Origin of the sequence: Rufibacter tibetensis (assembly GCF_001310085.1) — a bacterium.
Classification (GTDB): domain Bacteria; phylum Bacteroidota; class Bacteroidia; order Cytophagales; family Hymenobacteraceae; genus Nibribacter; species Nibribacter tibetensis.
On sequence record NZ_CP012643.1, the window covers coordinates 2,469,323 to 2,483,483 of the forward strand.

Below are 14,161 nucleotides of genomic sequence, written 5' to 3' on the forward strand. Positions count from 1 at the left end.
CTGACCAGGTGAGATTAGCTATCCAGACGTCCGAACACGCTTAATTCATCACCGGTATCATGCCGGGAGTTGTCATCACCGTCAGTTGATTTTCCACCTTGTCCGCCCTGGCTGTTGCCCGGCTGCTGACCACCTTGCTGGAAGCTGGCATTGCCTTTAGCCTCAGCACCAGGTTCTTCTGTGGTGTTTTTAAGATCATCTGCAGATTCTTTTCCGTTTGGCAATTTCTCGTCTTCGTTATACTTATTGTCGTTTTCCATGGTGTAGTATAGTTTAGGGTGTAAAAACAGGTAAAATCCGGATAAACCGGCTTGTGTTTGTACGAGCAGATAAAAAAGAGGGTGTCTTTCAGGTTACAAAATCTGGAGCCAGGAGTTGGAAAAGTCAGAATCGGTGCGTAAACTAGTCATAACATTATGCCGAGGTACATGTTATCTGGACGAAGGAGGTTAAAAGACCAGCAACGAATAGAGTCCTGTGCCGCCGGAATTTTTCTCACCTGTTTATAGTTAATAAGACATGGTAAACTTGATCTATCCCCCTAACTATATGGCGGTATACGCTAAGTGCATTGACGCCACTCTTCCTAGTTTTGAGCCCGAAGAATGGGTAAAGGAAGGACATGTATATGTAGTAAAACATTTCACAGAACCGCTTAACCAAGAGGAGGGTATGGCTGTGACCATTATTGATGAAGAGGGGGAAGAGATTCATCCTTCGCCTTCACACTGGAGCTTCTCCTCAAACAGATTTGAGTTGTTCTCTATTTTCCTGAACTAAGCTTCCAAGGCTCTTTTCCTAAAAGGGCTCAAAAACGGAAAGGGCTGACCCGGCAGGTCAGCCCTTTCTGTTTTTACAGGCAGCAGGGTACGTTAGAACTGGAACCCGGCCCTTACCAAGAACTGGCTTTGCTCCTCAGAGGCAGCCATGCCCAAAGAGATCACAATCTGATTCAGCGGAGAAAGCCAAACACCACCACCGTAGCCGGTGTGCCATTTGTTTGAATCATCATTGTCCATCCATACCCGGCCTACGTCATGAAACCCGAATACCCCCAAAGAGGCAGGGAACAGATAGGTGGTAAAGCTGAACAGGCGCAAACGAGCCTCTGTGTTGTTGTAAAAGCTGCTTTGGCCGCTAAAGCGGTTTCTGCGGTAGCCGCGCAACATGGTAGGGCCGTCCAGGAACTGCGCCTGGAAAAATTCAAAGCCATCGCCGAAGGTATGCCCGCCACCAAACCGTGTGGCCAGAGTCAATTTCAATGGAATACGAAGTGTCTTGTAGATGGCAAACTGAGAATGCACCCGCGCCACATCTGAAGACGTCTGGTTTACGCCTTTCAATAGATCTGCGGCTACTTGCCAGTACACCCCTTTGGCCGGTAAGGCTGCCAGGTCACGGGAATCTAACACATATTCAAATCTGGCACCGGCGTAAGCTTTGGGTAAATCATAGCCAATAAACTGGTCAGAGCCCTCCAGCTGGTCTGGCAGGAAGCGGCCCGGGGTTTGCTCTACGTTTACGCTCTGGTAGGCAGGCCCCATGAATATGGTTTCGTACTTGCCTAGTCTTCGGCCGAGTAACACATTGCCGTAGAGCTGCGCAGAACGGAAACGATAGTAGTCTATGTCAATATCTGGGTTGTACGGCGTTTCATTGCCTAGCCCAAAGAAGTTCTCTGAATAGCCCGGGCTTTTGAAGTTTACGTTCACCTTTACGTCCAGTCCCATTCTCAACTTTGGAAAATGAGCGGCATAATCAACTAGGAAAGACTGCGTATTGAAGGCATAGCTGCCCACCAAACGCTGCATCATGCCATAGGGCTGCTTTTGGAAACCTTGTGTTTTCAGCAAAACACCACCACCCAACAGTAAACCATCGTCACGGTTATACTCCACAGAGGCTAGTGGCCCCAGGTAATTGTAAGTAAAGCTCCGGCGGTCATACACGGGCGTGTTGCGCAGGCGGGTAAGGTTTCTGGATTCAGGCCCTAATTGAAGCTGCGCTCCGCTAGGGTTGTCATAGACATAGGTAAACCTGCGAAGTCCTACCACGCTGGAGCTGTCTGTGATTTTGTCCTGCCCTTCGCCACCAATGACTCTCACGCGTATGCCCTCTGCCGATTGTCCGCGTACGGTAATGTCGTCAGCGCCTCCCAGGCCATATACCCGTATCTCTCGGGTTTCATTCGGGATAAAGCGGCGTCTGTACAGTGGGTTTTTAGAGTCCTCGTCTCCTTTTTTGTACATGGTCACCAACGTAGAACCGCCCGGCTCGCGCAGTACTTCCACCCGTTCGTCCTGGTCGGTGCCTACTACGTCTACCTTGTGGGCCAGGAACTCATAATAGTCTTCGGCATCGCGTTTGATGTAGGCCCGGCGGGCTTTCAAGGTGTTGGCCAGGCGTGCTCCTGAAACCTGTTGGATTTCTTGCGGCAACTGCCGAACGGCTTTTTCAATGGCTTCATCGGTGAGTCCAGCCCGAACGGAATCGGCCATGGCTACCCAGTCTTCCCGCTCCAGTTCAGTGAGGAAATACCGGTCAAAGTAACGGTTGTTGAAATTAAAGCCTTTGATGTCGCGCAGGCTTTCATCAAACCCCTGTACTTTAGGCAGAATCCAGCGCCGGCTGGCAATGTTCGGAATTACGCCCTGGTTCACGAAGAAGGCCTGATCTCGGTCTCTGGGGATAGGTTTATAGAGTTTGCCTTTGCCGTCTTTCTTGAACTCGGCCCAACGCCACTGGTCATCATGACGGTCCCAGTCAGCAACGAAGAAATCCAGGAGGCGGGACCGGAGCACGCTTAGTTGGTCTACCTCATCATTCTGGTCTTCACGTGTATTCTCCAGCACTTTGTCTGTGCCCACCACATTTTTTGAATTCCCGAAGCTGGCCATGTCAGACATGTCTTCATCAGGCCGTTCCTCAAACATACCTATGGTATTGGCGAAGCCTTTCAGGTATCTTCCAAAGCGAGGATCGTCTGGAATGACAAAGTATTTGGGGTTGGTGTGGTAGACGCCCACAGCACCTGCCAGGGCAGGAACAACCAAAGCCCCGTACGGGTGCGAGGCTGAAATCTGGTCTTTCACCACATCAGCGGCCAGGGTCTGGCGCAGGATTCTGGGCAGGGCGGCATCTGGGTATTTCTCTACAGAACGCAGCACATATTGGCGGCCGGTGCTGTCTTCCAGGCGCAAAGAAACGGTTTGGAAGCCTCCTCCGCGTTGCACCACTTTCAGGCCTCCGTTTTGGGTGCCAATATCAAAAACTGGCAAAGAAACAGGCGTTTGCCATTCCGGTCGGTAGTTTTCACCTAAAAGCCATTCTCTAAAGCCGCTGCCTTTGTAAACCTGGCTGGCGGGCAACGAAGCTTTTTGCCCGGCAAAGTTCAGGTTCAGCTTTTTCGTTTGGGCTTCTATCTGCTTCTGGGTAGGCTTGCGCGAAATAAGTGCCCGGTGGGCTACCTGGCCTTGGGCGCTTTGCACATCGGCGGCGGTCCAGATTTCCAACCAGGTTTCTCCGTTAGGGTAGTAGAGTACTTTGGCAAAGCCTGCTGAGGCCTGGGAGAAATGAGACACCGGCTCTTTGCCTAGTTTAAGCCTGCCTTTTCCTAAACCAGCGCCCACGTAATGGATGCTGTCCTGGCTGCTGTGCGACAGAGCGGCGGAATTACCTTCTACGTGCAAAACACCTGCATGCTGGGCATACATTTGCGCTAACTGGCGGTGCATGAGCCGGTGCTCCAGGTTTTTCATTTCAGGGGAAATGCTCAGAGCTACCAACAGGTTTTTCTCCTCGTTGTTGCGCAAAACGTCATCCAAGGCCGCCAGTGTTGCGGTGCCACCCGTAGTGGGGCAGCCCCGTTGGTCTTCCTCGTCCTCTATCCGGCGGTCAGGCAAGAGCCATTGGGTGTCCAGCAGAAGCAGGTGCACGTCATCTGTCAGGGAAACTTCAGAAGGGCCGGGGCAGTGATTTTCAGGCAGGAACAGTTTTTCGTTCTGCAGGTATTGGGCTATGTAGCGCTCCTGGTTTCTGACTTCCTGTACCAGTTGGCCGTTCGCGTCATGCTCGCCGGGCATGAGAATAATCTTGCCGTTGTAGCCCTGTAAGTAGTTAAGTTGGGTTTGCAGCCTTGCCTCTTGTTCTTTGCGGTTAGGGGCAGAGATATTGGGTAATCTGGCGGGCTGAAAGGGATTGCCTAAAAACACCACGGCGCTCTTCTCGCCGGCCTGTTTCAATTGTTCCTGTAATAATGGTAAAGGGGCGGCAGGATTTTGGCCAGGAGACCATCTGCCGGTTAGCACCACGGTGTAAGAAGGAGTGGCAGACGGAAGGGCAGGCAGTTGCGCCCAAGAAATTACCGGGGTACAAATCCAAAAGCAAAGTTGAAGTAGCATTACCCTGGAGGGTAAAATTTCTCTCATGTTCATTTTGTTAGTTGCTGGAAGTTCTGTTGCTCCAGGCTTCTTTTGGGAAAAGAAGGGCCGAAACAGGTAGAACCCTTTGTAAAATCTGGAGAAATCCAGACACATTTGCGCTGTTTACGCAGTTTAGGAAAGTTTGGATTAAAGCGGTGCTTGTTTCCTGTAGAAAGGCTGCGTTTCAGAAAAACTTAAAGAAATACGGCGGTAAAATGAATGAGCAGCCACTCCGGTTTGTTTTACCATGAGAGAACCGTTTTATATGCCCACTGTAGAAAAAGACCTAAAAAAAGCCATTCAGGCTTTGCCCGTCACCCGCAAAGATAGGTTGTTATTCCAGTTACTAGCTACCCAGCCTGTCTTACAAGATCAGTTAAAGTTTGAGCTGCTGGAAGGCCCCGAAGGTTTGGAGTTGAGAAGAGAAGTCCTACGGGATCAAGTCCAGACCATTGCCCAGGGTTTCTATTACAATGCCACAGAACTGTTGATCTGCCTTCGGCAGTTATGCCCACCATTAAGTTACCACACCAAAGTAACCGGTGATGTATATGGGGAGGTGCATTTGCTTTTGGTGCTCCTGAAGGAAGTGTTGCTGCACCAGCAGGAATTGTTGAAAGAACTGAACGGAGGTACTGAAGCATTAGGTCTCTTCCTGGCTAAACGTGCCGAAGAGGTATTGCAGAAACTTCAGAAGCTGCATGAAGACCTGCATGTTGAATTCTATGATCAGGTAAACGAAGCCCTTCCCAAACTGCATGCCTCTGCGGCAGGATATTCAGCCAGAAAGTTAGGGATTCCTGTTAGGTGGGAGTAGGTAAGAATTGCTCCTGAATGGTTAGGTGGCTGTTTTAGAGAAAAGGCTTGAAAAGGAGTTGATAAAGTAACGCGGGGCCGTGCAGCAGTAAAGACGTTTTTACGCCGCCTCCAACCAATAGCTTTCAGGTGCCCCCGCGTGTAATGCTTTAACCGTAAAGAGGCATCCCTCCAGATCTTCCTGCAACTGACATGCCCATATCACCAGAACCTGCCAGCCGGCTGACCGCAATTTTTCACGATGTTGCGCGTCCCGCTCCTGGTTCCGGTTGAATTTAGCGGACCAGAAAGGCGTGTTGGTTTTCGGCATGACCGGAAGGCAATGCGGACAACGGTGCCAGAAGCAACCGTGTATGAAAATAGCCAGCTTTCTACCGGGGTAGCAGACGTCGGGCTTGCCCGGAAGTTGTTTCCAGTGCAATCGGTACCCACGCAGTCCGCCATGCCAAAGAGCCTGACGCAGGAGTAGTTCTGGTTGGGTATGCTTGCTTTTGTTTCCGCGCATGTACCTGCTCACGCGTTCCTGAGCGGTGAGTGGGGCAGTATCTTTGGAGGTTGAGTATTTTTTCTTCTTATGGGACATGCAGCAGCGTGTGTAAAGAAAACACAATTACCGCTTTGAGAGTGCCGTTTAGACCGGTTTTCTTTGAATCGGAAGAGGAGGTGGGCTAGTCTTGAGGTTGCTAGGGATGCTGTTCTAAGCCTGTTCTTGTAACAACGGCGGTAAAGCGACTCGGGGAAATAGGAAGTAGCTTTGCTAATAAGCCGTAATTTCATCAGGTTACTAAAAAACAAAAGCCCTGCTTAGGTAAAAGCGAGGCTTTTGTCATAAGAAGGTTTTCTAATTAATGGTGAACTTCTTCTGCATGGTCAAACTGTTGGCTGCTGCCATAAGAAACCAGCACAATAGCACCAATGGCCACTGCTGCTACAGACAATACTAATTGTACAGGAGACATTTTCTGTCTAACCTTTAACAACATTCTGCCGGCATCTGAAAGTAATTCTGGCAATACGTCATGGTTGCCTTGGTATACACTTACAATAGACTCTACCGTTCTGGCGAAATCTTTGGGCTGTACCACTTGAGGGGAGGTATTTGGTGTTTGTTCCATAGTTGTGTGATGTCTGGATTAAAATCGGGTTACAAATAAAATCCCGGCCTTGCAGTAGAAGCAGGACCGGGATTTTTATACGCAAATAACTACGCAGGGGTCAAACTTTTTTCAAGTTATCCTACTCTGCCGCCTGCGCTGCGTACCGCCTCGTCTATTTTCTGAATGATTTTGTCTGGGCTGAACATCATACTGGCTGGGAAGGCAACCTGTACATTGTTGATTTGCAGGGTCTGTGAAGCTTCTTCATAGGCATAGTCTGCGGTTACGCCTTGCTTAGATACGCGGCCGTTGGTGCCAGCCAGGTCAATGCCAGCAGCGTTTAATTTTCCCTTCAGGTTGTTGTAAGCTTCTGGAGTAATGCCAGAGTAAGTAGCACTGTTTGCCATGAGTGTAGAATTAAGAATGTAGTTGAAAAAGATTAACGCAAGGGCTAACGGCAAGGTTAAGCCATGCTCATTGAGGTTAAAGATATATGTTTTCCGGCGGTTTTCCGTAAAGAGAATCTAAAAGGAAGGCACCAATCTGTCTGAACCTTTCGCGCCATTTTGGGGTAAAGCTGAACTCTAGTTAAAATGCGTTCATGAAGAAAAGGATTTTACTGGCACTGGTGGGGGCACTGTTCCTGTATGGACTGGTGAAGATCTTTTTCCCCGGCAAAGCTACAGACCAGAGTACTTCTTCGCCTACCTTCATTGGTGACTCCAGCCTTTTGAAAGATCCGCAAGACAGCGTTTTGGTGAGTGCCGGCAGCCATTATCAGATTAGCAAGTTGGGCGAGTTCTTCCTGGGCGGGCATTACCGTGACGTGTGGGCCGTACCCGTGAAAGCCAAAGTCTTTGACATGGACAAAGCACAGGGCGGGCTATCTATTGAGAAACTTGGCGGCGGCATGCAAACCACCAGCCTTACCCTTGTTGACTCTTCTGGCCGCCGTTTTGCCTTGCGGTCTTTAGACAAAGACCCTATAAGCGTGTTGCCTCCCTTCTGGCGTAAAACTTTCGTGGGCTCCTTTGTGCGGGATCAGATTTCAGCTACCAATCCGTATGCGGCTCTGGTGGTAGCTCCCCTGGCCGAAGCTGCCGGTGTCTTTCATCCCTCCCCTGAGTTGGTGTTTGTCTTGCCGGCAGACCAAGACTTTAAGGAATACTCTAATCTTTTCGGGAGCAAGCTTTTCCTGATGGAGGAGAAATTCACCACCAAGACTTCCTTAACCAAGAAATTTGGGGCTGCCACTGATCTGGTTTCTTCTGAAGAAATGCTGAAGCGCCGCTTTCAGTCTAGCCGCCACCGCATAGACCAATGGGCCTTCGCGAGGGCGCGTCTGCTGGACCTTCTGATCAGTGATTGGGACCGTCATGAAGGGCAATGGGATTGGGCCGTGTACGCGCAGGAAAATGAGTATTGGTACAAACCGGTTCCCAAAGACCGGGACCAGGCGCTCTGCCTTTATGATGACGGACTCATCCCTTGGTTGGCTACCCGTAAATTCGCGGCCCGAAAATTTGAGTCCTTTCACCCTTCGTTTAAAGATGTGTTCGGGTTGACCATTAATGCCGCTTTCCTGGATGCCCGGGCTTTGTCTGAGGTGTCTTTGGTAGACTTTAGGCGTTTTGCGCGTGAGATGCAATTTGATTTGTCTGACTCAGTGTTGCGAGCGGCTGTAAAGCGAATGCCTCCGCCGGTGTATAAATTAATAGGAGAAGAAACATTTCAGAAGTTAAGGAGCCGCCGACGCTTGCTGGTGCAGACCGCAGAAGATTATTATAAAATACTAGCCAAGGAAGTTGCCGTAGTGGGTTCAGATGAACCAGAACGGTTTGTGGTGCAGCGGCTCTCGCAAGGCAGGACAGTGGTAGAAGTCTACAAGCTTAAGAAGGGAAACGTCAATGGAGAAAAGGTGTACAGCCGCACTTTCTTTGCAGTGGAAACCGAAAACATAAACCTGTACGGCTTAAAAGGTGACGATATCTTTGAAGTAAGGGGCACTGCCTCTAAAGGGAGCTTTGTGCGCATTTATGGGGGAGTAGGCAAAGACCAGGTAAGTGATAAGTCCTCTTTGGAAGGTTGGCGAAAGAAAACGGTGGTCATAGACGATGCCCAGGGTGTGCAGGTGCAAGCCGGGTCAGGCACTGAAACCAAGCTTTCTGAAACAATCCAGCAAGTGCCTTCTTTTGTACGGGTACGACAGCGTTAGAAAGTGCTTTTCTGTTTCTGTGGTATTTTCCTGTAAATACCCTTTAAACGTACTATAGGCTTCTTCTAGTGTTTTTAGGACCCGTACCAAATCTTCAGCGCGTAGCATGCCCCTAATGGTATGTTCTCCTATCACCATAGTAGGGACAGCCGTTATTTTCTTTTCTTCAAACGCATGCTTAAGCGCAGCTTCATGTGCTGTTTTGTACTTCCGTGACACGAGTGCTTCTCTAAAAGCGTCTGCCTCTAGGCCCACCTCTGTTGCCAACTTTGTTAACACTTCCACGTCTCCAATGTCCTGGCTTTCCTGAAAGAAGGCAGTAAACATGCGGTGCGTATAGGCATTCCCTTTACCCTGTTCTTTCGCGAACTGATAGCCTTCAAAAGCCAGATGCGTGTACGGCTGAGGGGAGACGGTAGGCAATTGAATTTTCACACCCATCTGTTCGGCTATGGGGTACACTGACTGCTGCCAGGTGGTTTGAAGGTAACTCTCTTCTGGCCTGAGGGTGGGGGTGGGTTCAGGTCTTAACTCAAAGGGCATCTACTCCACCTCTATCTCTTTCCCTAATATCCTCTGGGCTTTTAATATCTCTTCTTCTGCCAGAAAGCAGTAGGGGCACACGTAATCTGAATAGACAGTTATAGTAGGCATACTTCAGGTGTTTATTTTTCTTTTACTCTCCCTAATACCTGAAAGATGCTCATTAACCAGAAAACATTTTAGGCCTAACTATCTTAGGGCTTCAATTTTCATTGGACTTGAAAAAAATTAAAGATGATTTGGGGCTAGTGACAATATAAGAATGAGGTTTAGGCAAGCGTTAAAAATTGAATATTGGCTGGAAATGAAGAAAACTGAGTAATATATTACTCAGTTTTGATAAAGGTTTGTCTCTTATCTATTTATCTATAATTTCGCCAAAAGCTAAATTTTTATCGTATTCCCTACATGACTTTGATGAAAGTAAGCAGTTATTCTAAAGAGCCACTACTAATTTGATAATGGGAATTGAATATTTGCTTATGCGAATTTCAGGGTATAAGTATTGGATATGATTTCATAATTTGCAGATCAATAGGTAAGTACTAGTAATTTTTATGGATAGATACTCATATATAGCCAACGCGCACGGAGCCTATATTGATGAACTGTACAAGCAGTATCAACAAGACCCCGCCTCAGTGGACTTTGGCTGGCAGAAATTTTTTGAAGGATTTGATTTTTCTCAAACATATCCAAATGGAAATGGTCAAGCAGCAACTACTGCCGCGCCAACCACAGGTGCAGCCGCTGGTAACGTACCTGCAGGTGAAATAGAGAAAGAAATCCAGGTGCGTAATTTAATTTACGCTTACCGTTCACGTGGTCACTTGCGCTCTAACACGAACCCGGTTCGTCCGCGCAAAGACCGGAAAGCCTTGTTAGACCTGAAGGACTTCGGTCTGTCTGAGGCTGATTTAGATACTAAATTCCAGAGCGGATCTGAGCTGGGCTTAGGTGCCGCTACGTTGCGTGATATTCTGGCTACCCTTAAGAAAGTATTTGAAGGAACCATCGGTTTCGAGTTCATGTACATCCGGGACCCAGAGGTTTTAGCTTGGTTTAAAGAAAAAGCTGAGAAAGAGTCAGTTGCTTTCAACCCTTCGGTAGAATATAAAAAACGCATCCTGTCTAAGTTGAATGAGGCAGTGGTGTTTGAAAACTTCCTGCACACCAAATTCTTAGGTCAGAAGCGTTTCTCTCTGGAAGGTGGCGAAACCACTATTCCGGCGTTAGATGCCATCATAGACAAAGGCTCTGAACTGGGCGTGGAGGAAGTGGTAATTGGGATGGCGCACCGCGGCCGTTTGAACGTGCTGGCTAATATCATGGGCAAAACCTATGAGCAGATCTTCTCTGAATTTGAGGGAACTGCCGTGCCGGATTTAACCATGGGTGATGGTGACGTGAAATACCACATGGGCTTCTCCAGCGAAGTAAACACCCCGTCTGGCGGAAAAGTGAACTTGAAGCTGGCGCCTAACCCTTCGCACTTAGAAGCGGTGAACCCAGTGGTAGAAGGTTTCGTGCGTGCCAAGCTGGACTCCATGTATGGCCGTGACACCAACAAGATTCTTCCTATCCTCATCCACGGCGATGCGGCTGTGGCCGGACAAGGTATTGGTTACGAGGTAACCCAGATGGCAAAGTTGGAAGGTTACAGCACTGGTGGTACCATCCACTTCGTGATCAACAACCAGGTTGGTTTCACTACTGACTTTGAAGACGCCCGTTCTTCTATCTACAGCACTGACCTAGCCAAGATCATTGACGCTCCGGTATTACACGTAAACGGGGACGATCCGGAAGCGGTGGTGTTTGCCGTACGTTTAGCAACTGAGTACCGTCAGCGTTTCCACAATGATATCTTTATTGACATGGTGTGCTACCGCCGCCATGGTCACAATGAGGCAGATGAGCCTAAATTCACGCAGCCACAGTTGTACAACCTTATCTCTAAGCATGACAACCCAAGAGAGGTATACAACAAGGATTTGATCCGTCGTGGTGAGCTGGACGCGAAAGTAGCTGAAGAGATGGACAAAGAGTTCCGTCAGATGCTGCAGGACCGTCTGGACATGGTGAAGCAAAAGCCATTGCCTTACAACTACCAGGTGCTGGAGAAAGAATGGCAAGAGCTTCGTCGTTCTAAACCAGAAGACTTCAACCAATCACCAGAAACTGGTATCTCTGCCGAGGCGATTGAGAAAGTAGGCAAGGCGTTGACTACGTTGCCTGAAAACTTCAAGCCACTGAAGCAAATTGAGAAACTGACCAAAGAGCGCCAGGACATGTTCTTCGGAAGCCGTTCTTTGAACTGGGCATCGGCTGAATTGTTGGCCTATGGGTCACTTTTATTAGAGAATAAGATTGTGCGTATGAGTGGGCAGGACGTGCAGCGGGGTACTTTCTCGCACCGTCATGCGGTGTTGCATGATGCTAATACCAGCGCTGCTTACACTAACCTGAACCACATTCAGGAAGGTCAGCAGAAACTGCAGATCTATAACTCTTTATTATCTGAGTATGGCGTACTGGGCTTTGAGTTCGGGTATGCCATGGCGAACCCGAATGCCTTGGTGCTTTGGGAAGCGCAGTTCGGTGATTTCGCCAACGGCTCTCAGGTAATGATTGACCAGTTCATCTCATCTACTGAATCTAAGTGGCAGCGGATGAACGGCGTGGTCATGTTGTTGCCACACGGCTATGAAGGCCAGGGGCCGGAGCACTCTAATGCTCGTCCTGAGCGCTTCCTGCAGTTGGCTGCGGAGTACAACATGTACGTGACCCAGTGTACTACACCGGCAAACTTCTTCCACATGCTGCGTCGCCAGTTGGCTACGCCGTTCCGGAAACCTTGTATTCACATGTCGCCTAAGTCTATGCTGCGTCACCAGAACGTGATGTCGCCGCTGGAGGATTTCATGCAAGGTTCTTTCCAGGAAGTGATTGGCGATACCTTTGCCGAGGCAAAAGCTGTAACCAAAGTGTTGCTGTGTACTGGTAAAGTGTACTATGACTTGTTAGAGGAACAGCAGAAAACTAACCGCAAAGATGTAGCCATCATCCGGATGGAGCAGCTGCATCCGTTCCCGCAAGTACAGTTAGAACGTGAGTTGAGCAAATATCCTAATGCACAAATCTTCTGGGTACAGGAAGAACCGTACAACATGGGTGCCTGGACGTACATTCTAAGCGTAATGCGCAAAGGCATTGATGACGTGGTTTCCCGTAAGCCAAGTTCATCGCCTGCTACTGGTTACAACAAAATTCACCAGAAAGAGCAGCGTGCCGTAGTTGAAAAAGCATTCAGCATCTAACATAAGACAAAGAGCTGCTTAGGGCTTGTTTTACAGAAAACAGGCCCTAAGCAGACTTATGTATCATCTTAAGCCAAAAGAAAAATATGAGCTTAGAAGTAAAAGTACCGGTGGTTGGGGAATCCATCACAGAAGTAACCATTGCGAAATGGTTGAAACAAGACGGCGATCAGGTTGCCATGGATGAGGTCATCTGCGAACTGGAATCTGATAAAGCAACGTTTGAGTTACCCGCCGAAGCTGCCGGTATTCTAAGAATCAAAGCCCAGGAAGGCGATACCCTTGCCATTGGTGAAGTAATCTGTACAATTGATGGTGCTGCCCAGGGAACTTCAGCCCCTCAGCCAACAACCGCTGCCAGCCAGCACGGCATTACAGAGGCTAAGTCTGTGACTGATCCGCAGAGCACCGTGGCTGCAGAGCATACCCCAAGCCAAGGCATTCCTAACCAGCCGCAAGGTGGTGGAGCCGGCCAAACGTTGGATGTGAAAATCCCGACGGTAGGAGAGTCTATCTCTGAGGTAACTATTTCTAAGTGGCTGAAAGCCGATGGTGACCAGGTTTCAATGGACGAGGTTCTTTGCGAACTGGAGTCTGACAAAGCTACGTTTGAACTGCCTGCCGAAGCAGCTGGTGTGCTTAGGATTGTAGCCCAGGAAGGCGACACCGTAGAAATTGGTGCTACCATCTGCCGTATTGAAGTAGGTGCTGGTTCTGGTGTTTCTACAGCTCCGGCTCCTCAGTTAAATGCTCAGGGTGCGCAACCAACACAAGCTGCTTCTGCTGCCTCAACAGGTGCTACTACGTATGCCAGCGGTACGCCGTCTCCGGCTGCAGGTAAAATCCTTTCTGAGAGAGGCATCAGCGCGGGTGATGTAAACGGTACCGGCAGAGATGGACGCATTACCAAAGAAGATGCCCAAAACGCCCAGGCTCGTCCGGCTGCTCCGGCACCGCAGCCAGCTGCCGCCCCAGCCTCCAAAGAAGCTGCTGCTCCGGCTCCGGCTGCTCCAGGTTCCCGCAACAGCCGTCGTGAGAAAATGACCAGCTTGCGTAAAACCGTAGCACGTCGTTTAGTAGCGGTGAAAAATGAAACGGCCATGTTGACTACCTTCAATGAGGTAGACATGAAGCCGATCATGGACATCAGAGCCAAATACAAAGACAAGTTCAAAGAAAAGCACGAGGTAGGTTTAGGCTTCATGTCGTTCTTCGTGAAGGCTTGTACAGTGGCTTTGCAAGAGTGGCCTGCGGTTAACGCCCAGATTGACGGAACCGAGATCGTGTACAATGATTTCTGCGACGTATCTATTGCGGTGTCAGCTCCTAAAGGTTTGGTGGTGCCGGTGATCCGCAACGCTGAAGGTTTGAGCTTAGATGGTATTGAGAAAGAAGTAGTGCGTCTTGCCAAGCGTGCCCGCGAGAGTAAGTTGGGTATTGACGAGATGACCGGTGGTACCTTTACCATCACCAATGGTGGTGTGTTCGGTTCCATGATGTCAACCCCAATCATCAACGCGCCGCAATCTGCTATTCTGGGTATGCACAACATTGTGAGCCGTCCAGTGGCTATCAACAACCAGGTGGAGATCAGACCAATGATGTACCTGGCTCTTTCCTATGACCACCGCATCATTGACGGCCGTGAGTCAGTAAGCTTCCTGGTGCGCGTGAAAGAATTGCTGGAAGATCCAATGAGATTGCTTCTGGGAGTCTAACAACTCAATTATGAATTAGAAATTAGAAATT

The 14,161-nt window shown here is 49.1% G+C and carries 10 protein-coding genes and 1 pseudogene; 5 read left to right on the forward strand and 6 right to left on the reverse strand.

Annotation, left to right across the window (positions count from 1 at the left end; all coding sequences use genetic code 11):
- Positions 1-14: 14 nt before the first annotated feature.
- Positions 15-260, reverse strand: coding sequence for a hypothetical protein (locus tag DC20_RS09955; protein ID WP_062543698.1), 246 nt, complete (start codon positions 258-260; stop codon positions 15-17).
- Positions 261-549: 289 nt separating this feature from the next.
- Between DC20_RS09955 and DC20_RS09960 the strand changes: the two genes are divergently transcribed.
- The gene (locus DC20_RS09960) at positions 550-780 is read left to right on the forward strand and encodes a hypothetical protein (protein ID WP_245652335.1); all 231 of its coding nucleotides are present in this window, start codon (positions 550-552) and stop codon (positions 778-780) included.
- Between the two features lie 92 nt (positions 781-872).
- Here DC20_RS09960 and DC20_RS09965 read toward each other — a convergent pair whose 3' ends face one another.
- On the reverse strand, positions 873-4,427 hold the full coding sequence (locus DC20_RS09965) for a BamA/TamA family outer membrane protein (protein ID WP_169788175.1): 3,555 nt from the start codon (positions 4,425-4,427) through the stop codon (positions 873-875).
- Positions 4,428-4,686: 259 nt separating this feature from the next.
- Between DC20_RS09965 and DC20_RS09970 the strand changes: the two genes are divergently transcribed.
- Complete coding sequence (locus DC20_RS09970) at positions 4,687-5,238, forward strand: hypothetical protein (protein WP_157593123.1); 552 nt, start codon at positions 4,687-4,689, stop codon at positions 5,236-5,238.
- 99 nt (positions 5,239-5,337) lie between these two features.
- Here DC20_RS09970 and DC20_RS09975 read toward each other — a convergent pair whose 3' ends face one another.
- The 3 genes from DC20_RS09975 to DC20_RS09985 form a co-directional block, all read right to left on the reverse strand.
- Positions 5,338-5,820, reverse strand: a complete 483-nt coding sequence (locus DC20_RS09975) for a very short patch repair endonuclease (protein WP_062543702.1) — start codon at positions 5,818-5,820, stop codon at positions 5,338-5,340.
- Positions 5,821-6,082: 262 nt separating this feature from the next.
- Positions 6,083-6,352, reverse strand: a complete 270-nt coding sequence (locus tag DC20_RS09980) for a hypothetical protein (protein WP_062543703.1) — start codon at positions 6,350-6,352, stop codon at positions 6,083-6,085.
- A gap of 116 nt (positions 6,353-6,468) precedes the next feature.
- On the reverse strand, positions 6,469-6,741 hold the full coding sequence (locus DC20_RS09985; protein WP_071885593.1) for a hypothetical protein: 273 nt from the start codon (positions 6,739-6,741) through the stop codon (positions 6,469-6,471).
- Positions 6,742-6,935: 194 nt separating this feature from the next.
- Here DC20_RS09985 and DC20_RS09990 point away from each other — a divergent pair, with 194 nt between their 5' ends.
- Positions 6,936-8,549 (forward strand): hypothetical protein, encoded by a 1,614-nt coding sequence (locus tag DC20_RS09990; protein ID WP_062543705.1) that lies wholly within the window; start codon positions 6,936-6,938, stop codon positions 8,547-8,549.
- Here DC20_RS09990 and DC20_RS09995 read toward each other — a convergent pair.
- A pseudogene (locus tag DC20_RS09995) lies at positions 8,478-9,203 on the reverse strand (DsbA family oxidoreductase). The gene DC20_RS09990 and the pseudogene DC20_RS09995 sit on opposite strands and share 72 nt — an antisense overlap.
- Before the next feature lie 446 nt (positions 9,204-9,649).
- Here DC20_RS09995 and DC20_RS10000 point away from each other — a divergent pair.
- Positions 9,650-12,412, forward strand: coding sequence for a 2-oxoglutarate dehydrogenase E1 component (locus DC20_RS10000; RefSeq protein ID WP_062543706.1), 2,763 nt, complete (start codon positions 9,650-9,652; stop codon positions 12,410-12,412).
- 86 nt (positions 12,413-12,498) lie between these two features.
- The gene (gene odhB, locus DC20_RS10005; protein WP_062543707.1) at positions 12,499-14,130 is read left to right on the forward strand and encodes a 2-oxoglutarate dehydrogenase complex dihydrolipoyllysine-residue succinyltransferase; all 1,632 of its coding nucleotides are present in this window, start codon (positions 12,499-12,501) and stop codon (positions 14,128-14,130) included.
- Positions 14,131-14,161: the final 31 nt, after the last annotated feature.